At 34.8% G+C, this 22,760-nt stretch carries 15 protein-coding genes; 4 read left to right on the top strand and 11 right to left on the bottom strand.

Translation table 11 applies throughout. The features are described 5' to 3' along the window. Nucleotides 1-14: 14 nt before the first annotated feature. Nucleotides 15-2,243 (bottom strand): hypothetical protein, encoded by a 2,229-nt coding sequence (locus AB3210_RS01115; protein ID WP_096097204.1) that lies wholly within the window; start codon nt 2,241-2,243, stop codon nt 15-17. Between the two features lie 255 nt (nt 2,244-2,498). Between AB3210_RS01115 and nuoE the strand changes: the two genes are divergently transcribed. The 3 genes from nuoE (at nt 2,499) to AB3210_RS01100 (ending at nt 4,633) form a co-directional block, all read left to right on the top strand. Continuing rightward, nucleotides 2,499-2,999: an NADH-quinone oxidoreductase subunit NuoE gene (nuoE, locus tag AB3210_RS01110; protein WP_007302017.1), complete on the top strand. Its 501-nt coding sequence runs from the start codon at nt 2,499-2,501 to the stop codon at nt 2,997-2,999. Further along, nucleotides 3,000-4,211: a tRNA guanosine(34) transglycosylase Tgt gene (tgt, locus tag AB3210_RS01105; protein ID WP_007302018.1), complete on the top strand. Its 1,212-nt coding sequence runs from the start codon at nt 3,000-3,002 to the stop codon at nt 4,209-4,211. A 104-nt stretch (nt 4,212-4,315) separates the two neighbouring features. Continuing rightward, entirely contained in the window at nt 4,316-4,633 is a 318-nt protein-coding gene (locus AB3210_RS01100; RefSeq protein ID WP_052264788.1) for a hypothetical protein, read from the top strand. Here the strand turns inward: AB3210_RS01100 and AB3210_RS01095 are convergent. Both AB3210_RS01095 and AB3210_RS01090 read right to left on the bottom strand, forming a co-directional pair. Beyond that, nucleotides 4,630-5,904, bottom strand: coding sequence for a M16 family metallopeptidase (locus tag AB3210_RS01095; RefSeq protein WP_096097205.1), 1,275 nt, complete (start codon nt 5,902-5,904; stop codon nt 4,630-4,632). The two genes, AB3210_RS01100 and AB3210_RS01095, sit on opposite strands and share 4 nt — an antisense overlap. Nucleotide 5,905: 1 nt before the next feature. Next, entirely contained in the window at nt 5,906-6,514 is a 609-nt protein-coding gene (locus tag AB3210_RS01090; protein ID WP_010402419.1) for a superoxide dismutase, read from the bottom strand. 134 nt (nt 6,515-6,648) lie between these two features. Here AB3210_RS01090 and AB3210_RS01085 point away from each other — a divergent pair, with 134 nt between their 5' ends. Then, a complete protein-coding gene (locus AB3210_RS01085) occupies nt 6,649-7,179 on the top strand; it encodes a hypothetical protein (RefSeq protein WP_052264790.1) in 531 nt (176 codons plus the stop codon). A gap of 484 nt (nt 7,180-7,663) precedes the next feature. On the opposite strand, the gene AB3210_RS01080 is transcribed toward AB3210_RS01085, so the two are convergent. From AB3210_RS01080 to AB3210_RS01045, 8 genes are all read right to left on the bottom strand, one after another. Beyond that, nucleotides 7,664-7,810, bottom strand: a complete 147-nt coding sequence (locus AB3210_RS01080; RefSeq protein WP_164819305.1) for a hypothetical protein — start codon at nt 7,808-7,810, stop codon at nt 7,664-7,666. An 87-nt stretch (nt 7,811-7,897) separates the two neighbouring features. Further along, nucleotides 7,898-8,446, bottom strand: coding sequence for a 16S rRNA (guanine(966)-N(2))-methyltransferase RsmD (gene rsmD / locus AB3210_RS01075; RefSeq protein ID WP_007302024.1), 549 nt, complete (start codon nt 8,444-8,446; stop codon nt 7,898-7,900). 104 nt (nt 8,447-8,550) lie between these two features. Next, nucleotides 8,551-9,180: a hypothetical protein gene (locus AB3210_RS01070; RefSeq protein WP_012481862.1), complete on the bottom strand. Its 630-nt coding sequence runs from the start codon at nt 9,178-9,180 to the stop codon at nt 8,551-8,553. Further along, nucleotides 9,164-12,415: a type IV secretion system protein gene (locus tag AB3210_RS01065; RefSeq protein ID WP_052264799.1), complete on the bottom strand. Its 3,252-nt coding sequence runs from the start codon at nt 12,413-12,415 to the stop codon at nt 9,164-9,166. Before AB3210_RS01065 ends, AB3210_RS01070 begins: the two co-directional genes overlap by 17 nt. A gap of 81 nt (nt 12,416-12,496) precedes the next feature. Further along, complete coding sequence (locus AB3210_RS01060; RefSeq protein ID WP_052264800.1) at nt 12,497-15,397, bottom strand: type IV secretion system protein; 2,901 nt, start codon at nt 15,395-15,397, stop codon at nt 12,497-12,499. After that, nucleotides 15,394-17,766: a type IV secretion system protein gene (locus AB3210_RS01055; RefSeq protein WP_052264801.1), complete on the bottom strand. Its 2,373-nt coding sequence runs from the start codon at nt 17,764-17,766 to the stop codon at nt 15,394-15,396. Before AB3210_RS01055 ends, AB3210_RS01060 begins: the two co-directional genes overlap by 4 nt. A gap of 17 nt (nt 17,767-17,783) precedes the next feature. Continuing rightward, the gene (locus tag AB3210_RS01050; RefSeq protein WP_007302029.1) at nt 17,784-20,360 is read right to left on the bottom strand and encodes a type IV secretion system protein; all 2,577 of its coding nucleotides are present in this window, start codon (nt 20,358-20,360) and stop codon (nt 17,784-17,786) included. Continuing rightward, complete coding sequence (locus tag AB3210_RS01045; protein ID WP_367363645.1) at nt 20,353-22,758, bottom strand: VirB4 family type IV secretion/conjugal transfer ATPase; 2,406 nt, start codon at nt 22,756-22,758, stop codon at nt 20,353-20,355. The genes AB3210_RS01050 and AB3210_RS01045 overlap by 8 nt, the downstream gene beginning before the upstream one ends. Nucleotides 22,759-22,760: the final 2 nt, after the last annotated feature.

The raw sequence follows: 22,760 nt of genomic DNA, 5'->3' as shown, positions 1-22,760 counted from the left end.
TCTAGCTCAGTCAGTCAAGATCCTGGTCCACCGCTTGAAGACGATGAGCTACTTCTTGACCGACTACTACTCTCCACCGATATACTGTTTAGCACTGTTTCAGATTGATCCATAGTTCGCATAGATATATGTCTCATTCTGTTATTAGCGATAAAAATTTCTTCATCGCTATTGCCACTTGAAGATGATCGCCTTCTATCATTGAAATTAGTTAGTTCTAACACAGGGGCAGAATTACGACCCTTAACATATTTGTATGTTATGAATCCTATAATTCCAGCAATACTTATTATCGCTCCAACCAAAGACCCACCTATCATTCCTGCCCTATTAGACTCTATAGCAAGCTGAGCGGGCTGTGGTGAAGGAGTAGTTTGAGGAAGTAAAGTTGTAGTGAACAGAGGAGTTGTTACCTTTGTTCCAGTCTTTGATATAGTGGATACTGTTTGTATAGTTGCCTCTGAGTTTGTTGTTGTCACATTAGTTGGCATTGTAGTAATCATAGTCGCTTGTGAGGTCGCAATAGTTTCAGCTACTGTTGTTGGTTCTGATGACGTACTCATCTTAGTTGTTAATTCTGTTAAAGGCTTACTCATCGTAGTACTGCTTGCTGTAAAAGTTGACTCAACAGTCGCTGCTGTAGATTTTACAGTACTTGTCTCAGTTTCCGAAGGCACACTAGTTGACGTTGTAGCAACTGTGGTCGCTTGTGGAGTAGTAGTTGTTTTTGCTACTGTTGTTGGCCCCACTGTTACTGTACTTGTTTGAATTGTTGACTCTGTTGAAGGCCTACTCGTTGTAGAAGTAGGTGCAGTGGTAGTTGATGCTACTGTTGTTGACTCCACTGTTACTGTACTTGCCTGAGTTGTTGACTCTGTTGAAGATTTACTCATTGTGGAAGTTGGTACAATGATAGTTGATGCTTCTGTTGTTAATTTGGTAGTCTTTACAGTGTCGGTTTCTGTTGTGCTAGTAATTGCAGCAGTCGTCGTTTTCTTAGAAGTCACAACCGTCTCTGTAACAGTTATAGGAGCCACAGTACTGCTGGAAATAATACTAGGCATCAATTGGCCGTTAATGATATTAACAAAATCACTGAGAGCTTTGATACTGCTTGTCGGTATTATCGTTGCTTCAGAAGATTTTCCAGAGCTCTCTCTATTAAAAGTTATAATACTCTCTCCACTTACCGCAGTGACGATAAAACCTCCTTGACCATTGTCTTTAACATACAATTGTTCTATAGGATCTTCACATTCACAAACAGTAAAATTTGATTTTGGTCCTCTCTTAGCAAGCCTTGCTAAATGCAATTCTTGCGTATTAGAAGATTGTTTTTTCGCAAGAAAAGCAACTAAATCATCACCTTCAGTTCGTCTTACATACTGTAAAAAGTTTATTTTTCCTGGATTATAGATAGTAGATGATGCTTTATCTATTTGACAATTTTTCTTAAGCAAACATTCATCTTCTTTTCTATCTTTCAGCTTCTGAGCCACGTCAATCAAGTCGAATTTAAAGATATTTGTTCTTACTTCTGGCTTCCCAATAATCTCTTTGCTCATCTGTGCATAAAGCATCGTATTTTCATCTAGTACTAATTGCCCTGGATTATAAAATTTGAATAATTTTCTTTCTGTAAGACCGTTTTTTTCACGCAGAATCTTAAATTTTCCATTCGTGTCTGATTGTAAATACCAAGAAACTAAAGCTTGATCCTTTAAGTTATGAGCAATTACAACAATATTACCATGATCAACTTTTACTGCTTTTGGTTGAAAGTAACTATTGTCTTCATTTGCAAGATTATTTATATCAATGTTCTTGTATAATTTTACTTTTCCTACGTATTCAACTAAGGGAGCATTAGTTGAATGCTTGATTTCGTAAGTGTTGAATGTTAAGCCTTTGATGCACTTTCTTTCTTTGTTAGTTTCTTCTGTAGGAAAAATAACTCCAACTTTATCTACTTCAGCTGAATTTTCTATTAGTGTGGGAGATAATTGGCCCTTGAATTCATTTGCTACGTTGACACATGTATCACACTCGTATGTTTTCGATTGATATAATGGACTAATAAGTAACTTTACTCTACTGCTTCCATTGCCGTTATCTTGATAGCTGAGTCCATAAGTAACTCCATTTCCTTCAATCAACCCTACGTTTACTGGGTTAAAACCTATCGCTTCTTTAACTTTCAGTGTAGTTGTATTAACTCTAAATAATCTACTTAATATAGACATAATTATATTTAAAATTTTAATAAAACGCTATTATGATTATTTCTATATGTAACGTCAATAAAATTTTAACTAAAATTAAGAAATTAATACCTTTATAATCTGCAAAGCGAAATATGGAAAATGAGTAGCAGTAAAGAATTCACAAATTGAATGCACCCACTCTACAGATATAATATTGTAGAGCTCAAAAAACCAACAATTGCAATTGTTAACTCTTCAAGTATAATTTGTTGAGATTTACACGAACTTTATTAGATGAAAGAGAAAGAAGAGCAGTTTAGTTTTACATCAGACAACCTCAGAAAAGCGAAAAAGTCTATAGAGATGTATCCTAAAGGTAGAGAAGGTAGTGCCGTCATGCCTTTACTATACCTGGTTCAAGAACAATGCGGATGGGTTCCTGAATCTGCCATGCGCTACGTTGCTGACATGCTTCATATTCCACATATTCGCGTGTATGAAGTGGCAAATTTTTATACCATGTATAATTTAAAACCAGTAGGTAAATATCTCATACAAATTTGTAGAACAACTCCTTGCTGGTTGTGCAATAGCGAAGAAGTGTTAAATACCTTTAAAAAGAAACTAGGAATCAATATCGGTGAAACTACTAAAGATAATCTATTTACTTTAAAGGAAGTTGAATGTCTTGGTGCATGCGTTAATGCCCCTGTGGTGCAGATCAATAATGACTTTTATGAAAACCTCACTCCTGAAAAAGTGGAAAATATCATAGCAGAACTTTCAAGTAAATAGATGGAAAAGTTCTCGTTTAGGATAACTAAGCAATCAGGTTCTGCAAGAGTTGGAACGATCAAAACTCCAAATGGAAGTATAGAAACACCAGCATTTATATTTTGTGCAACCAAAGCTGCTATTAAAGCTGCAGATATCGAGAGAATCAGAGAAGCAGGTACTCAGATAATACTTTCCAACACCTATCACCTAATGCTCCAACCGGGAGAGGATACTGTGGCAAAGCTTGGTGGCTTGCACAAGATGATGGGATGGAGTGGGCCAATGCTCACTGATTCTGGTGGATACCAGATATTTAGTTTAGGGCACGGGTCAGTTTCGGAAGAAATAAAGGGAATAAGACAGAAGCAAAAAACTCTGATCAAAATTAACGAGGATGGGGCAATTTTTCGTTCTTACATAAATGGTAAAACTTATTGTCTAACTCCTGAAAAGTCGATACAAATTCAACAAAAATTAGGTGCAGATTTAATCCTAGTTTTAGATGAATGTACTCCATTCCATGTCAGTAAAGAATACACAAGAAAATCAATGCTCATGAGCCATAGATGGGCTGAACGTTCTTTAAATAAGTTTGAAAAAAATAATGATGGCAAACAGGCGCTTTATGGAATTAGTCAAGGCGGAGTGTATCAAGATTTGCGTAGAGAAAGTTGTGATTTTATCAACGATTTGCCATTTTTTGGTCAAGCAATAGGTGGATCACTTGGTCAAAGTAAAGAGCAGATGTATGATGTAGTTTCCTTTACTATGGAACATTTAAAAAAAGATAGGCCTACTCATTTGCTTGGTATTGGTGGAATTGTAGACATTTTTCGTGGAGTAGAGCTTGGAGTTGATACATTTGATTGCGTGCATCCAACTCGCCTCGCAAGACATGGTGGCGCGCTTGTTAAAGTAAAAAACAGAGATTCTATTTCTTCAAAGCGTAAAGAGCATATTAATTTGCGAAATCAACGATTCGAACTAGATGATAACCCAATTGAAAATGACTGTTTGTGCTTTACTTGCAGAAAACATTCAAGAGCCTATATACACCATCTACTGAAAGCTAAAGAGTTGCTGGCTTATACACTCGTTACCATTCACAATGTTTTCTTCATGAATAAGTTGATGGAATCAATAAGACAAGCAATATTGAATGATAGGCTAGATCAGGAAAAAAATAATTGGATTAGTGAAATACCGCTGCATTGTGAATTATATACCTAGTTCATATTTTGCACATGTGCGTTGCATTTTTTAATCTTCTTTAAAAACTTGACAGTACATTATATATACGGATATACTAGAAATATAATTTTTGTGAGGCATTTATGGTTAAAAATAAAGAAAAACATCAAATAGCGTTTTGCGTTTCAGCCTTTACACTCTTAGCTGGTTTATCATTAATCGCAACTGGAATTGCAGTGGGTACTGTACCTGCTATAGCTTCTTGTTTAGTGATAGGAGGAGTTTTAACTGCCTTGTCTATTGTGCAATCAGTAGAAAGCTATTTATTTTTACAAAACAGCGAAAAAACTTTCAATAAAATGATTAGTGGTATACGCGATGAACCAGAAAGCAAACTTTTTATAGAAAGGATTTTGCAACCATTCATTGAACTTTTTAGTGAGCATAAGCAACATAATTAAAGTACACTAAGCATAGAAACAACTTTATCGTAACTTGGCAGTGACTTAATTTCTCCAATCGCAGCTAAAGTAATTCTCTCATGCTGAGATAGCAATTCTTCTGCTGCTTTTTTTATATCGTAAATAGTAACAGCACTAATTTTTTCTATTAATTCATTTTTACTGATGTATTTATTATAGTTACCGTAGTAGTGTCCTAATGTTTCAGCACGTGAGCTAACACTTTCGCGTGACATTAAAATTTGAGATTTTACTCGTTCTTTTACTCTATTTACTTCTTCTTCCTTTAAATCATCTGTAGACAATTTCTTTAGCTCTGTCGTTATGGATTTTAAAAGCTTATCTAGATTACTACTATCTGTACCAGCAAAAATCGAAAGCATTCCCGTATCAGCATAGCTAGAGTTGAATGAGTAAATGGAGTAAGCAAGACCCTGCTTTTCTCTTACTTCCTGAAACAGGCGTGATGACATGCCACTTCCCAGTATAGAATCAAGCACTTTAAATGTGTGATATTTATTATCATCACGAGAAACACTAGGTAGCCCAATTAACAAGTGCACCTGATCTAATTTACGATGCTCTCGATACTCACCACTGGTATAACCTGCATTCTCGCTTTTTTTCAGCTCTTTTGAATGAATCTTTGAGAGAAAGTCTTTGATTAATTGAACAACTTCCTCATGCTCAACATTTCCTGCAGCAGCAAATATCATATTTCCGCCAAAGTAATGCTCCTTTATGTAGTTATTCAGATCTTCTCGAGTAAAAGATTTGACAGTATCTTGCGTGCCCAGGATTGATCTACCAAATGGTTGATCTTTATAAGCTGCTTCAAAATACTTATCAAAAATGATATCGCTCGGTGAATCATTAGTTTGAAAAATCTCTTGTATTACAACACCCTTTTCGCGTTCCAATTCATCCTCTGGAAATGTAGAATTCATTAATATATCTATTAATATATCAATGCCAGTTTTTATATCTTTTTTAAGAACCTTTGCATAATAACTGGTGCTTTCTCTACCGGTGCAGGCATTGAAGGCTCCACCTATATCGTCAAAAGCTTTTGCAATTTCAAAAGCAGTTCTTGTCTTTGTTCCTTTGAAAGCCATGTGCTCTAGGAAATGAGATATTCCATTTTGACTTGCACTTTCAGCTCTACTGCCAACACCAACTCGTATATTTAAAGCTACGGAATCAACTTCATGCACTCGCTCAGTTATTATGCGCAGACCATTATCTAGTTTTGTTACTTGTGGTATATTCATCTTATATATTCTTCTTTAAATTCTCTTCTACAAAATCCCAATTGATCAAATGATCAAGAAAAACTTTTATGTAGTCAATTCTGCGATTTTGGCAATCCAAATAGTATGCATGCTCCCATACATCCATAGTAAGTAGTGGCACCTGGCCATAAATTAGCGGTAGATCCGCATTTGGAGTTTTAGTGATTTTGAGTTTTCCTTTTTCAAGCACTAACCACACCCATCCACTACCAAATTGGCTTACTCCATAATTTGAAAATTCTTCACAAAATTTGTCAAAGCCACCAATATCATCTTGAATTTTTTTTGCTAGAAGACCATCATCTTTAGGCTCACCACCACCATTTTTTTTCATTGAATTCCAATAAAAAGTGTGATTCCAAACTTGTGCTGCATTATTAAAAATAGGAACTGTATTATTATTTCCATGAACTTTCGTTACTAATTCCTCAATTTCCATATGTTGATAATCTGTGTTTTCAACCAGTTCGTTGAGTTTATTTAAATATCCCTTATGGTGCTTATCATAATGAAAATCTAATGTCTTTACAGATATATAAGGCTCTAAAGCTGCTTTATCATATGGCAACTCAGGTAAAGTAAAACTCATGCTGACCTCTTTATTTTCGATGGTATGTTAATATGTGCTTTTGCGCAACACATAATTTGTAAGATGTTTATTGCAGTTATTCTAAAATGAACTATACTGACAAGGTAATTATTTTTTATTTTTAGAGGGGTAATATGTCAAGTTCATATAGTAATTTTAAGAAATATGTTAAATTCGGAGATGTTCCTACCAAAAGCGTTCGAGGTAACGAAGTTCCACAAAATAGTTTCTATAAGTCCGTTTATTATATTAATAGTGTTATTGAGCCAGTGAAAAATGTAGCTTTTGGTAGTTTGAGGTGTCATTCTCTGACTTATCTTACTACTTATACATTAGCTAATATAGCCCTACAACCTTTATATCTAGCATTGGCGTATCTATCATATTGGCCGGCAAAAGGGTTAGCGAAAGTAACAGATGGTTGTGATCTTAAGTACAGTACAAAATCGTTGATAGATTATTCATCCATGTTGTCAGGTAAGGCACGTGTCCATAGTAGTGCATTAGCTCAGTTTGTTAACACAGTTTTGAGTTATGTTGTTAGTGCTGTTATTTGGGCTGCTGCGCTCGTTGTTACGCCACTCGTTTGGACTATTGATAAAGTAGCAAGTAAGTTTAGTGATGCAAACGCTGAAGGTGTTGGTAGTCCTTCTTTGTCAAAATAGATAGCCTACCAAGTGCATGTGAAACCATTGTATCTGTGTGGCAAAATAAAGTAGACGAGATAAAGACACCTATAGAAGCAAGAGGATGTCATGCAAGTAGCTGACACTGGCATCCCGATACAATGTTGAACACTTTTTTTTGCCTTTCGAGAGTAAGTTCTTTCAATCGAAACACTATATGTACGTTATCATCGTCAATTTCAATGCGTTGAACTAACTTTCTTATTATATCAAGTTTAGTTTCATAGTCTGCTTGATTAAGCTCTCTCAGAGGAAAAACTTTCTACACTGTTTGTGATAAAATCTAATTCTCTCTGTAGACTCTTTTCATCGATAGCTTCTTCCCTTTGATCTCTGATTCCTTTAACTCCTTTTCCATGCTCTCAACTTCTAAGTCATACTTTTCCTTCGTTATATGACCCCTTGCATATACATAAGCTAATTTTTCTATACCTTGTTCTATTTTACTTGCACGCTTTTCAAGTTAATCCTTTGCTTGCGTACTTTCATGTTTTACGAGTCTGAGCTGATATTCCTTAGTCATTGCCTCTGGTTCTTTGAGTACCATCTTCATTTCTTTCCATACTGCTTCTTCTAGTATATCAACTCGTATTGATTTGCTGTTACACACCGTATTCCCACCAAAACGAATTGATTTTTTCTTTCAGTCCTCGGAAAAATCTTACTTAGCTTAGCTATAGATGTTTACAAAAGAAATTCAAGTGAGTGAAGAAAGAAAAATTATTTTTGCAATACCGTAGGTACGCTCCACAATTATATTGAAGTTTTTATTGCACTCAAAACCTTCATTTTTCCTCATTTCTAGAATTATTAACGCATTATCATTTAACCAGCCTGAGTGAGCTAACTCGTCTAAAGTTGAGTTAACCAGATTGATATTATAAGGTGGGTCCATAAAAACTATATCGCACTTTGAAATAGGTCTTGGTAATCCGTTAGCATTGCAACAAATTAACGTGATATCGTTCGTAATTCCAAAATCTTCTGCTGTTTTTTTAGGCAGTTGCAAATTGTAATAATCTGAATCTACCATGAATGCATGTTTAGCACCTCGAGAAAGTGCTTCAAATGAAAAAGAGCCACTTCCGCAGAATAAATCAAGTACATTTAGGTTATAAATAGGTTTTCTTGAAGAAAGTATACTAAATATTGCTTCTCGGACACTACTCATAGTGGGCCGTGCAGCTAAATTCTTGCCTGTAGTTATTTTTCTTCCACGATATTTACCCGCAATAACACGTAACATATAAAACAAGTTCGAAGTTAACTAATTATTTATAATACACATTTAATGTCAACATAGCTTCAGCAGTCTAATAGAAAGAAGGTTGCTTGTGGAGGAACGCAAGATCAATCGCTTTTCTTTGATTTATTTTCTATACTGATTGCACGACCAATCTCGTCTTGTAAATCATCATGGTTGTTTTTTTCATCATGACCCATCCCTTCAATTCTACTTTCTAACTCTAACTTAATTAAAGTATTGATTTTCTCTATACTATCGAGGAAATTGTGATACTCTTCATCACTATATTCCTCACCAGATGCTTTTTTTTCTATAAATAGATTTTTGAACCCTATTAGATCAGAACTCTGATCGGCATTCAACACAATATTTCTCTCTATAAAACTAAGATCTGATAGTAACAAACTAACCTCTAATAGATCTTCACTTTCAATGTTTGCAAGATTATCAAGATCGTCTAAAATAGAGAACATCTTAAGCTCCTTCTGTGCAATTTCTTTGTCTTCTTTGTCAAATTCTGACGATAGCCCTTTATCATCTATAAGTCTCTCATTCAGAGCTTTATTTAGCTTTGAAAGACTAACATCACCTTGCTTAGTGCTATCTAGTAACAAATCTACCCTCGCTCTGCGCGCATTTAAAACATCATTGTAATCGTTTAACTTGATATTACCATCTTCGTCTTGCTGAAGACCATAATAACTTAGCCCTTTGAAATTACGATTCTTCATCATTCTCTATGTTCTCATTCCTTTCATTATCTTGACGCTCTCTATCTTCTCCGGCACGTATAGCTTCTGTAGTGTTTTTTAGGGTTTCTGGTTCCGTACCTAATTTTCGATTTGATTGATTAGGCTTATTTTCTTTTGATGATTCATCTTCTTCTGGTTCTCTCTTACGGCCGATAGTGTAATCATGAAGCTTCTCAAGAAATTCCCGTCTATATGTTTTTGCTCTATAGAGTAGATTATGCTGGTAACCATCCTTTTCTCCTGTAGCAGGGTTTCCTATAGAGTCGAGACCATGTTCCCAAGTAAACTTCATAGCATCTTCTATTGTATAGCCCAAATGTGATCCTACATATCCTTTATAATATTCTAAATATTTATCAATTCTTCTATGTGCAATATCTTCTTTATCAATTCCAAACGCCCTGTAGATTTTTTCCTCAAGCTTATCAACATCATTTTTAGGTGATGTTGCAAATTTTGTTGCTTCAATAGTAGCACCTACAAGCTTACGTGGCACATTAATAGCATATTTCAGCACACCCCCAACTCCTGGTATTCTACCTAGCAAATTAGCTGTACCTCCAGCTAATCTGTCCGGTACATGAGTAGCCCAATTACCTAAAGACTCTAGCCCTCCACCAATTTTATCTTGCATCTGTTGTTTTAATCCCTGCATTAAACCAGTCACAGGTGATGCTTGATACATACTAGATATATTGTAAACACCAAACCCACCACCGGCAATGCTTGAGCCCATCTGTTGTACAAACTCCTTCAAAGAAAACATCAAAAACGAAAGCAAGAACAATACAAAGATCTCTCCTGCGTTGATTAAATAACCTCTCTGTATGTCTTGCACCCTTTGGTAATCACTATTTTCTTTATAATTTTTGCAATCCTCACAATCTTTACATTTCTGACAGTATTCACTGTTGGGATCCTTATATAAATCATGAAGTTTCAGTATTCTACAACCTTGTTTTTTTATCGCACTCCGCACTAAAGATCTTATTTCATTAATTATTTCCCTATAACTATTGCATTTATTTATATCTTGACAGTAGCGTTTTATTATTTCACTAACATCACCTATCCTTTTCTCTATATTGTTGATCAGTAATATAATGTCAGCCCTCTCTGATGCATGAGATAAACTATTTGTTAAGCGTACTAGATCTTTTGCACTACAGCCATTACTAACTATCATATCACTTTCCGCAATATAGTGGTCTGCTGGATTATCTTTAGTTCCAGGAATTGGATTAAAGAAAGGATAATCTATATAACGAAAACCTTTATTAATGTAATCTGGTGGAAGAGGGATATATCCAGCGCCACCAGTAAACTTTACTGTACCACCTATTCTGCTTAGTTTTTCTATACCTTCTATATTCTTATCTACGTTCAATGTAGAAGCCTCTCCAATAGCATAAGGTACAAAAATTTGCCCTGGAGTCCAGCTAAAGTATTCTTTATCAATTATACAAAAACCACCAAATACCCATTTTGGAGCACATAACTTTATTTCAAGCCATTTATTATAGCACACAGTAAAGCCTAACTGTTTATAAAAGGTATTCATTATCATCGCAGCAAGTAATGACAGCAGGGTAAATATCATAATTGATTGCAAACAGAAACTAATACAGAATTTTATCCAACCCTCAAATAGACTTTTCAGTGGTGAAAATAAAATAGAGATTAGGAATAGCGGCATTATAGCTACAAGAAAAGCTATACCCATAAAACCAGAAAGGAATATTATGTAAGCATACATACACAGCAGGAAATATAAGACAATCCCTATAAAAATTGCCGGTATCATAAGGAGACTTGCCCACATTTGATAATGTAAAAATGCTGCAAACTTTTTCCAAACAGAGTAAGCAAAAAACTTATTAAACATATCCTCCATGAAGCTAAACAATTTAGCTTCATTTCCTTGAGCAACGTTTGAATTACCTCCGGTGTTCATGTTGGGAGCAAAATTAGTAATTATGCTTATCAATTGTTCAAGACCTTTAACAAATAAAACAAGAAAATGATCATAGAAAAATCTAAAACTTCCAGGAGATATAAGCACTATTACTAGAGTGATTTTCATCATTCTGATGAGCATATCATGCTTAGTTTCTCTTATCATTCCAAAAAGATAAAGAAGCGATGAAATCACTATAAATAGAACAAGCAAGGAAAGAACAAAATTGTGAAAGCTCGTACTTTTTTCAGCTATATTTTGAAATATCGCTTGTGCAGCTGCAGGATCATTGCTATCAAAATGCTTTTTACAATTTTCGTTAATCAATAATACACATTTTAGATAGTTATAAATGTAATCAAAAAATCCAAAGTTACTTGGTTTCTGCACTCCGCTCAAAAATTCAAAAGAGTAGCCACCTGCATTATCTAGATAATATCTATCTAATATCTTTACATATATTTTCCATCCTTTTTCTAACCTCACCGTATTACAACTCCTGTCCTGTAATGTGGTGTTATCTCTGTCTAAAGTAAAAAGCCCACTTCCATCTTCCGCTACGGAATTGTAACCTAGATGTACAGTAGGAGACTCAGGGTTACGCATGGATTTTAAATTTTCGTTAGGACTAGAATCGCTAGGCCTTTTAAATAAAAGATAAGCACCATGGCCGTTAGTAAACCAACATGGAGCACCACGTGATACTGTATTTGCGCTATCATCTTCATTAATGCACTTGCACTTTACAGTGCAACTTTCTTTAGGCTTACTTGAAAATTTTTGTATGCTAGGTTTATAATCATTACAAACTAAGTGAAAGTCAGGCAGACTGTTGTCACCTTTCCCTCTTTCAAATTTGGTTGCATATTTTAACTGCTCCAAACTTTCCAAACTATAACTACTTTGAGATTTCTTCTTATTACTATTGCTCCAAGATGTCCATGCACCATTTACTCGTACTACTAAACTATCTCCATTGGTTTCAAGGCCGGTATCCTTCCACTTCACTACTTGATTAGGGTGAAAACCATAATTGATTTCTCCGGTTTCAGGATCAATAGGTTCTCCACTTTCACCTTCTGGAAAAAACGCATCATGACCGATTGGAAAATGAGCACCAATTGCAATGGGTTCAGGACCAAAATAATCAGCAGATATACATCTTGGAAAAGGCATATCATTCTTACTACAACCTGTAACCAGAACACAGATTACCAAAATTAATAACCTAAACCAACATTTGCCTAAGCGTGATTGCATACCTAAACTTTTTCCAATACAGAATAAATTTCTAAAACCTTACTTCAAATATCTTTTTAATTAGTTACTCCATATATCTCATCAATCTTCCTTGACTTGTCCTTTTGTTTTATCAGAATCCTTTTGCTTATCTGGCTGGCTTAGTGTTTCAGATTTGCTCATTTCTCTGCCAGCACTCCCTTTCCCATCTGCTTGCTTTGGTGTATCAGGCAATTTAGCTTCAATTTTGCTACGATCTTTACTCATTCCCTGCTTGATGTTATGTATCATATTTTGGGTTCTATCATCAAGGCCAACAGTTGACAGCATAGCTTGTGATGCGCTCCTAGAAATATGACTAACACTTTGAGCAACTCCATAACCAGAGCTGAACAACGCCTGCGCCATAGTTTCTGATATAGAAACAAAAGCTTCCATTGCACTAGCAATGATGAGATATATAAATGCCTGGATTAGATCTATAGGTAATGCTGCAAAGTGCCCACCAGCCCTTTCTCCAGTACTGAGCGCAACATCAACACTAGTACCAGGACTATACCCAAGAGGTAATATTGATTTCATAAGACACAGATCATACGATAAAAAATTTACACTAATTAAGCATTGATAGCATGCAGAAAAATTTGTGAGGTTGTATAGAACTGAATACATTAACTGGTTTAAAAGAGACAAGGATGAAAATAAAATGACTGGTTGCAATGAAACATGAGCCAGCGTTTTTATCCAATTATCAAATAATGTTTTAGTTTGTTGAAATAGAATAAATACGATAAATAAAGGTGCCAATGACAATAAAAATGCCACTAAAACAGTAGATATTACATACTTAAACGTAGCACTAATAATGCATCTTAAAAACACAAAAGTAGCATAAAGTATTGCTAAAAATGCAATAAAGCCAAAAGGTCCTGATAGCATTAAAGATAAAAATTTCAGCCATGTTTCTCCTGTAAATAATACTCCGGCTGTTAAATCTAAGAATGCAAATTTTTTACCTCCTTCTCCTATATAGCCAGAAAAACTATCAACTAAATAAATGCTACCCTCAACAAAAAGCCCAGACAAAGTTGTACCAAAGAATTCCCAACTTCTATCACTAAAAGCAAAAGCTATAAATGCTATTTTGAATATTCTTATAATAAAATCGAATTTACTTAATTGTATTGTTCCAAGCATATAGCCAACAACAGTAAATATAACGTATAGAATAAGCAAAGCTCTTATTCCTTGTAGAAGCCCCTTTCTATATCCTTCATATGGAATTTTAATTCCGTCTTCACTCCCGTCTGTTATGAAATCAAAAATCTTGTTTACAGTTGATGAAATAAAATCGTTTATTTTTCTTTTTAAAAATAAATTTACTGTGTATTTGTTATCTTCATAATATTTGCTATCTTTGTCCGTAATATCATCTTTCTCTACGTTTTCTACATTAATACCAAAATATATTTTCTTAGACTCTTCATTTACCAAATGACTTCCATCTATTATGTAATAGTCTACATTATCCTCTGTTATTTTATCCAACCTCTTTACTTTTTTGAAATCATTAGTCTTTCGAGCAGATGGATCCCTTGGCGGATTATCACCTAAGTACACATACAATTTTTTACCACCATCAAAGTTACATGATCTAGTTACTTCAACATGATATCCACCTCTATGAAGTTGGTAGTTGCCATTACTTGCTATAGCAAGCATCACACTACTACCAGGTGTTATACCTTTTATTTTATAATCATGATTTAATCTCAGAGAGTAATCTTCAAATTTATAATTAATCTGTGAACATACATTATCTCCTTTCGCACCTTTCTCATTTGGAAAACATTGAATACCTTTAGCAGTATCCTGATCATCAAAATCGCCAATTTTTGCAACAAGAGCTTCGGCCCAAGAAATATCTCCTCTGTCCTCTTTGAAGTTTAATTTAGAATTTGATATTAAATTAATGTCAATCTGCTTAGAATCCCTCTTATTTTCTTCAATCTTTTTTAGTTCATCCTCAATACGTTTAAGGTGAGAATACATGTCACATGTATTTCCTTTATCATACTTCTCATACCTTATAGAAGAGACGCAATTCTCCCCTATACCTTTTGCGTTGTAACATATATTCTGATAGTAACAATTAAGTTCATAAGAACTGTATTTGTTCAGCTCATTAAAATCACACCTTTTCCCATTACATAATTCATTCAGTCCTATTTTAGTTCGTCGTAGATCTAACAACGCACCATTTATCCATGAATTTTGAATATAATCCTTATTAAAATGTACCTTATTATCATATGGAGTGTAGCCATTGCCAACTAGCACTCTTCTTTTATTCATTTCTTCTTTATTCAGCGGCGGAAATTCTACTACAGTTCTTTTACCACTTTCTCCACAAAAGAACTTTCCTCCGTTTAGCATGTCTCTTATTGTAGCTCTATCTTTTTCATCCCCTTTTTCAGTTCTATAGCAATTATCATCAAAACTGATACCTTTTCCTTGTGGATTGTCATAATCAATCGTTATCTCTCTGGGAACTAAGCTAAAGCTTAACTTATCACCAGGATTTGCTTTAATTCCAGTATCTACATAACGTCTATTGCTATAGAATTCATTATTTCCAAAGCCTATATCCCCACATATTTCTCGTTCATCAAGACTAGCATTATCAGTTAACTTATTACTGTAATTTGGTATTAAATCATTAGCACAAAATACAGCGGGCACAAGTACTCTCTTTGGATTTTTCCCTTCTTTAAGAGGACAAAAATTTACTGACCCACCAAGAGTAAATTTGATTTTCTCATCCTTGCTAATTACTTGACCAGAATCAACCCAATGAATTTTAACTCCTTCGCCAGCTTCACGAACTGGAACATCTATACTGACACTAGTATTTCTGCTCTGCAGCCCAGGTTCAACACAATCCATTGTGCAGCCAGTAATTACAAGACATAGTATCAATAATAATGATTTTCTGCTCATCATTGATTTCCTGTGTTTGTCGGTATTTTAGGTGCTGATCTTTGAGCTGATTGTGGTATTTGAGGTCTTCGACTTGGTGTACCAGATTGCTGACCTGCTCTTCTTTGGATACTTTGTTCATCTAAACCTACTGTTCCCATTAAGCTTTGCTGATATTGCCTTCCTGGTTCGCTTGCCACATAAACACCAAACAACGAATCAGATATTGTTGAAGATGCCTCAACTAAAGCTTTCATAGCATGTCCCAAAATCACAAAAGCCATCATAGCGGTGATATTAGGTGCATGTTTGGAAGCATAACCATAAATAATACAAGGATTAAAAATCTTTAAGTTAAGATTAAGTATACATGTAGGACAGACCTCAAAATTAAAGACCGAATACACAATATAATCCATAACCTGGCTTATTAATGATATAAAAATTAAAAGCACTACCGGATGAATTGCAAATCTTGCTAAATTTTTGACCCAATTGTGAAACATCTGTCTAGTATATCCAAATAGAAGGCAAATAATAAAAAGAGGCGCCAAGGAAAGCAATAATGCAACTATTGCTATAGATGTGATAAAAGAAAATAAGGCGTTAAACATCGATAAGCTCACTGTTATCAAACCCCAAATCACCAAGCAAAACGATACAATACCCAAAGGACCGGAGAATATAAGAGATACTATTAGTAACACTGAGTGTGCTGATAAAAACCTATTGAGCGGTAAATCAAGAAATTCAAAAACATTTGATGTTGTACCTCTGAAATTTGCTATTTCTATTAACTGTTTTGGAGCATTAACAAAAATAGAAAATGCATTGTTATAAAAAAAACTCCAACTGTTATCGTTCAGCAATTGGGTAATAACTCCTATCTTTACACATATAATTAAAAATTCATATATAGAAGCATGAGACAATCCAAAAAAGTAATAAAGGGTGTATAAAACTATATATAATACTAATAACGACACTATTGTAGATCTGATGGTATTTGTTCTATTTGATGCTACAAAACTTTGATAAAGAGACTTCACAGGGCTAGTATCAGAGTGAATCGCGTTAGTGTCTTTGTAGCTAGAACCGAAAAATGCAGTTTTTACTTTTTCATCAAAAAAATTATATATCGCACTAAAAGTTCTTACAGGTGGCTCTTTAGTTGTAAGATTAATACTAAACTGACCCTCATTTTTCTTATAATCACAGCCATGATCTCTTATTCCGTAATATATAGTGCCACTCTTGTCTTTTAGCTTTTCTTTTAATCTTTCCATATACTCAGTATTATGAACTTCACTGATATCCACAGGTATATCCCCCAGAATTTCACCAGGATTGTGCTCAGGAAACTTATCAGAAACATGTATATATAAGTTGTTTTTTAGACTATGGTTCTTCGTTACTCTTATATTGAAACCACCCTTGCCCTTACCATCACCTAAACTAAAAGTTAACTCTGGTTTTGGATGGTTACGATCTATCTTATGATCACAGTTAATACATATACCGCCTCCTGGAATGTGTTCAAATTCCTCATTATCCATGTGAACACGTAATAGTGTAATGTCAGTTTTTACCCGTTTTTCCTTTAATACGTTATCAATAATTTCAGCAATAACAGATTCACCTCTAGAATTTAAAGTATTGAATATCTCACCTTCTATACTATTGTATTCAATATATACGCAACCTTTTTCTCCGCTGCCGAAAGAAAATTTACATATACGTCCACAGAGTAAATTTAAAATGCGCGTATCTATCTTACTTGCACTGCTCTCTGAAAGCTTGCTACAGTCTACATTTTCCCCTTGCTGTTTTATAGAGTCGATGACATTTCTAATTTCCTCTCTTTCACTTTGATCTAATTCTGAAGACCAGTACTCTTTTCCATTTAACCATTGTGCATTGCCTATTTCATATTTATTAGGACATATTTCACCTTGACACTTCTCTTGATTTAAAACATGTGAAAAATACTCCTTTTCCCCTTCACTGCAATTTTCGTCAATTTTTTTGCAGGTGACCATGCCATTATTGTTTTTACACATTTTACTTCCAACAACACTAAAGCTTATCGCATCGCCAGCTTTAAGCGCAAACGGTAATGTAACGTTTCTTACTCCAGGTTCAATTGCAAAATCTTTATATTGCGAACAAAAATTAACCTTATTAGGTACTATATTAATCTCTGTTACTTTTATTTTATCCGAAATATAGACTCCAGAATCAACCCATTTCTGCTCTGTTGACACTATATCCAATTTCTCACGCAAGCCTGATGAATCTTCTGGCTTAATACACCCGCACCCAGATAATAAAAAGAGTATCACAAAACTTATGCATAGCTTAACCAAATTTTGGTTGCTCAAATGTTCAAACATCTGTTACTCACCTGCGCTCACTCTCCACCTGATTTTATAGATTCACTAGAGGAAGATCCCGATCCCTTATTATCATCTCCACCTCCTCCAATAGCCCCTCTTGCCTTATTTACAGCCGCAGCAGCAACTTGACCAGCACCTCCAGCAGCAGCTTTGGCAGCAGATAAAGCTTTATTCACCATTTGTGCAGGAGTGCTACCTGAACCAAGTGCTGCTCTGTGATTACCAGCAAGCTCAGCAGCCATGCCGGGAAGAACGTTTAAAAAGTGGTAAAAGAGGAATAATACTAAACACAATTTTAATAATTCTCCGATTAGAGAGCTGCCAAACTCCATGTATCTAAAGTCGAATAGACCAAGTATGCTGCTCTTTTTAAAGCTATAATTTTGCATCATACATGCGAGAGTAGTTTCATTTTTATCACATTCCCCATCTTTCAATTTAAACCACTGTTTTTTCTTACTATATGAGATTTCTGCTTGTTTCTTTTCATATGACTTGTCTGGTTGTTCATTTTTATATGACTCGTCCAGTTTAAAATTTAAATTTTTAAAATAGATTTTATCACATGCTATGAACATAAAAGATAGAAATGCAAAGAGGATAACTGGGTATAAACTGTAGGTAATTAACTCTTTTAGCCAACCATCAAAATATCCTTTAGTATGTTGAAACAAAACCATAGGAATGAATAAAGGCGATAAGATGATAATTACACTAAGCGCAACTAAAGATAAGATAAATACATAGCACATCCATAAAATAACCATCATCATCAAAATGGCCATAAATATACAGACAAGAGCTACTAAAATTTGTCCACCAGCGAAAATAATACCAATCACCGAACCTGCAACTAACAAGACAGGAGCAGCGCCAAGCAAGACCGCTAACGTTGCAACACCTCCAGTACCAATTTTGCCACCAATTCCATCTAAAGGGGCACCTAAATAAAATAAAATTCTGCAATCAAGCCTATCCCAAGGTGCAAGATAACTGTAGGATACCTTCTGCCCTGCACGATCGTATTCATAATCTTTACCTGCCTCATAATTACATATATTTTTACTCTCAGATGAAGCTTTAAGCACTATTTCTGATAAGCCGTTCGAAAGTTTTGTTAATTCCCCGTAATAATGAGACATAGTGCTACCTGTCGTAAAGTAAATCACTAAAGCGAATTTAATGATCAACATGTACATTTCTTGCGGACTACGCACTCCACCAGACATAACTTTTATAGAGAACAATATCAAAGCTAAAATTAAGATAGCAGTAACAGTGTTCTTCAGTCTTTTTTGTGCTACAGACAAAAAACTACCCTTAGCATGTCCATTTTTGTCTGTAAGTAAGTTACCACTTGAATCAATACCTGCCACTAAATTATCTAACGACTCCTTAATACATTGCACTATCATAGAAGTTATAGGAATAGGAGATAATGACTTACTTCCCGCTTGATTGTAGCAAGCTTCAGAGACATACTGGCTAAAACAACTGGCATTATTATAACCTACAAAAATTTTTCCCTCTCCTTTCTTTTCCCTTATAATAGTTTTGTAATCTTTGTCCTTATTTTTAGAATCATTAAGATCTTCCTCATATTCACCTGTACCATCTTTATTTTTGAATATCATCACAGATTTTTCACACATAGGAGCAAGTGGGTCAGGTGGCAATTCTGTGCATCCCATATCAACCCCTTGCGGCCAAGGAGTCATTTTGATACCAAGCATTCTCACACTTGCCAGCTCCACACACAATCTGTCCATTTTTTTTACTGCCTTGAATGTTGACCCATGTATGGTTTCGCTTTGTCCTGCTTTAAGAACTTTACATTCCAGATCACCATCAACTTTTGGAGACCATGACCCACCTTCATATCCAGTGTCCTTCTCTCTAACATCAAAGTCTGCTTTTATTGATGTATCTAACCAAAACAATCTGCTAAATGTTAAAGGATTTCTATGGCATACTTCTATATATTCACTGTATTGCACACCGTTTTTTGGCCAGTAATAACCACCAGTATTTTGGTCAGGTATGGAGTTTAAAATGCCCTTCTCTATTTTTCTACCTACTTCTATTGATCCATTTGCCCCATCAAAACATTTAAAATATTCATCTTCCTTTTGATAATTCTTATTTGTGCAATCTGAATATTTTGAGTATTCTGATTTTGAGAATTCGAAATCTTTATACTTTCCATCATGATCACGTGCAACTGGGTGTTTAACAAAACTATGCTCACAAACAACAAGTCCTCCTATCGCCTTCCAAACCCCAACAATTGCAGCTATCATTCCAACGATAACAAGAGCAGTAAATAAACCAGCAGAAGAGACAATCAAAACAATACCAGTAAATATTGCACCAATAGCAATTGCTATCCCAGCAACTGCTGCAGCTGTTTCAAACGCCTTACAGTCAGGATTAGAAGCACGACTAAAGCTGCCAGTAGAATTAAATCTGCTAACAAATTCCGTTTTGTCAGTACCACTTACTGTATCTGCAAACACTGGATACGAGAGCAAAAAATCTATATTTAACAAAAATATCGCAACTAACAGTAATGACAGTTTAGTTTTAAACATTTTTCACCTTTTGATAAAACACAGGCAACCACATCTTTGGATCATCTCCGACTTCTTTCAGTATATCATATAACAATAGAACACTTTCCGCACGTCCAGATAACACGTTGACCACATCATCCAAATCTTTCAGATCTATTCTAGCTACTACAGCATTAACTCCCTGCTTTACTAAAAAGAATCTAGTACTTGGATCTGTGTGTTTGATCAGTATGTACTCACGTTCAGTTAACATAAAAACATCTCGATAGACACTAGTAGCTTTCAGATTTGGCAAAAAAATTTGTGTTGCTGTCTGCTGTACAAGCGTATCACTAATAGCACTTTTACTTGCATCTTCAACACTCTGAGTAGCAAAAACCACAAAAGCATTTAACTTTCTCAGCACTTTCAACCAGTCTTTTATCTTAGGTGCAAAAACTGGATTATCTATTAACGCCCATGCTTCATCAAGAACAATAATGGATGGAGTGCCATCAAGCGATATACTAATCCTATGAAACAAATAAATCAAGACCGGCCCAAGAGCAACAGGATCTTTTAGCAAGCTAGCCATTTCAAAGCCAAACACTCTTGCTTTTGAAAAATCTAGCAAATCTTCTTTATTGTCAAATATTGCAGAATGAGAGCCATCATCATGCCACATAGATATTGCTCCAGCTAGAGTATCAGGGCCCGCAAGTCCTAAAAATGGTACAAGATTTCTCAAAAATCTGTCTTCTTTTTTTAATTTAAAATTTCCCTCAATTGCATCATTAATTCTAGCAATATCTTCTGAAGTGAATTTATCGTTGTACACTAAAATTAAAGATTTTATCCATTCCATCAAAAATGTTTTATTATCAGGAGTATCGTCAAGTTGCAGAGGATTAAAATTTGTCTTAGTTCTTGGTTCTATTATAGTATAGATACCACCAAGTGCTCTTAAAAAAATTTCTGCACCGCGATCTTTATCAAAAAAGAATATTCTTGGAGAAAATTTCATTGCTTGAGCACATAAAAAATTCATTAAAACAGTTTTGCCAGCACCTGTTGGCCCAATTATCATAGTATGTCCAACATCCCTTATATGAAAGTTGAAGAAAAATGGAGTGCCAGATGTTGTATCAAAAACTGTAACAGCATCTCCCCAGTGGTTATTGAATTTTTTACCAGTAGGATAATTATGTTGAGATGCAAAACCGGCCAAATTAAGACTACTTATTGTACCTTTTCTTACTATATAATCAAAATTACCAGGAATTTGCGCCCAAAATGCTGGTTCTAGATTAACCCTCTCACGAACAGGATAAACACCACAATTAGAAAGCTCCGATTCAACCAATGATAAAGCATTGTCCAATGATTTAGGGCTTTTTTCTATACATAAGATAGTTAAATGGTGTTCACCAAACGCAATTTTACCACTCATTGCATCATCAAGCGCATGAGAAATTTCTGCTATTTGAGAAATAGCTTTATCTGCAGATTGTATCATACGATTTTGCTGTATCTGCATTTTCGCAATTGCCATTTGCCTATTTGTAAATTGAAAAGACTGCGTGATAATAAATTCATAAGGAAGTTGTAAAAAAGAATCAAGCATTCCTGCGGAAGTATTATTTCCATATTCTTTGATACTAACTATTCCAGCATATTTACTTTCATTATGAGTCACAACCTGTATCATCTTATGGCCAAAAAATAACCTATGAACTGGTAAGTATCTTGATATTTCAGTTTTTAGTGGAAAAAGCGTATTTGTAACAAAGCCACAATTTACAATTCTAGACAGAAACTCCATTATTTCACAAAACAGTCCGTTTGGAGTTTCTTTTACTCCAAGGACTTTAGGCGAATAATTCCTAAGGCTTGTTACTATACGATTTGTCGTTTCTTCTAAATCTTCATAGGTATCACGCATATCACTTTCCCAAGCATGTTTTGAAGTTACATGCCCAAATTTTTTCAGTAGATGTGATAAAAATTCTACTCCCTTTGTATCTGCCCTACGAATAATCGTAATGTATAAATCATTAATAAAAGATTGCCTAGTTGCGTGTTTTTCTCTCCATTTTAGATTTACATGGTTAGCAAAAAAATTTGGTAAACTCTGGTTTGCAAATTCATCAGAAAAGATATTCTTCTTACACCTGATGGTATGAAAGTACAAACTAAATGCTGGAGATGAAATGCTTCTTAGCATCTGATTTCTGATATTATTTTGTATCACCAAGTCTTCATCATCGGCCGTTTCAAACGCAAAGCCATTTAATTTTATAAATTTAACTAACCAATTCTGCTTTGTTATCAAGGTTGTACTATTCCAATAGCAAGAATAAGGTATAAATTCGGCAGCGTGAACCTCTCTACTTAGAATAGATTTATTCTTTGATTGAATAGCTCTAAATCTCAACATTG

It is taken from the genome of Wolbachia endosymbiont (group B) of Scrobipalpa ocellatella (assembly GCF_964188425.1).
GTDB lineage: Bacteria > Pseudomonadota > Alphaproteobacteria > Rickettsiales > Anaplasmataceae > Wolbachia.
Note: the sequence above shows the minus strand (reverse complement) of the source record. Positions and strands in the feature narration are given on the sequence as shown.

What these genes read in the sequence shown, in the direction of transcription:
- tgt (WP_007302018.1), top strand. Translation starts at nt 3,000, where the DNA reads ATGGAAAAGTTCTCGTTTAGGATAACTAAGCAATCAGGTTCTGCAAGA.
- AB3210_RS01070 (WP_012481862.1), bottom strand. Translation starts at nt 9,180, where the DNA reads ATGATGAAGAATCGTAATTTCAAAGGGCTAAGTTATTATGGTCTTCAG.
- AB3210_RS01085 (WP_052264790.1), top strand. Translation starts at nt 6,649, where the DNA reads ATGTCAAGTTCATATAGTAATTTTAAGAAATATGTTAAATTCGGAGAT.
- AB3210_RS01045 (WP_367363645.1), bottom strand. Translation starts at nt 22,758, where the DNA reads ATGTTGAGATTTAGAGCTATTCAATCAAAGAATAAATCTATTCTAAGT.
- AB3210_RS01050 (WP_007302029.1), bottom strand. Translation starts at nt 20,360, where the DNA reads ATGTTTAAAACTAAACTGTCATTACTGTTAGTTGCGATATTTTTGTTA.
- AB3210_RS01115 (WP_096097204.1), bottom strand. Translation starts at nt 2,243, where the DNA reads ATGTCTATATTAAGTAGATTATTTAGAGTTAATACAACTACACTGAAA.
- AB3210_RS01055 (WP_052264801.1), bottom strand. Translation starts at nt 17,766, where the DNA reads ATGTTTGAACATTTGAGCAACCAAAATTTGGTTAAGCTATGCATAAGT.
- AB3210_RS01065 (WP_052264799.1), bottom strand. Translation starts at nt 12,415, where the DNA reads ATGCAATCACGCTTAGGCAAATGTTGGTTTAGGTTATTAATTTTGGTA.
- AB3210_RS01090 (WP_010402419.1), bottom strand. Translation starts at nt 6,514, where the DNA reads ATGAGTTTTACTTTACCTGAGTTGCCATATGATAAAGCAGCTTTAGAG.
- AB3210_RS01095 (WP_096097205.1), bottom strand. Translation starts at nt 5,904, where the DNA reads ATGAATATACCACAAGTAACAAAACTAGATAATGGTCTGCGCATAATA.
- nuoE (WP_007302017.1), top strand. Translation starts at nt 2,499, where the DNA reads ATGAAAGAGAAAGAAGAGCAGTTTAGTTTTACATCAGACAACCTCAGA.
- rsmD (WP_007302024.1), bottom strand. Translation starts at nt 8,446, where the DNA reads ATGTTACGTGTTATTGCGGGTAAATATCGTGGAAGAAAAATAACTACA.
- AB3210_RS01060 (WP_052264800.1), bottom strand. Translation starts at nt 15,397, where the DNA reads ATGATGAGCAGAAAATCATTATTATTGATACTATGTCTTGTAATTACT.
- AB3210_RS01100 (WP_052264788.1), top strand. Translation starts at nt 4,316, where the DNA reads ATGGTTAAAAATAAAGAAAAACATCAAATAGCGTTTTGCGTTTCAGCC.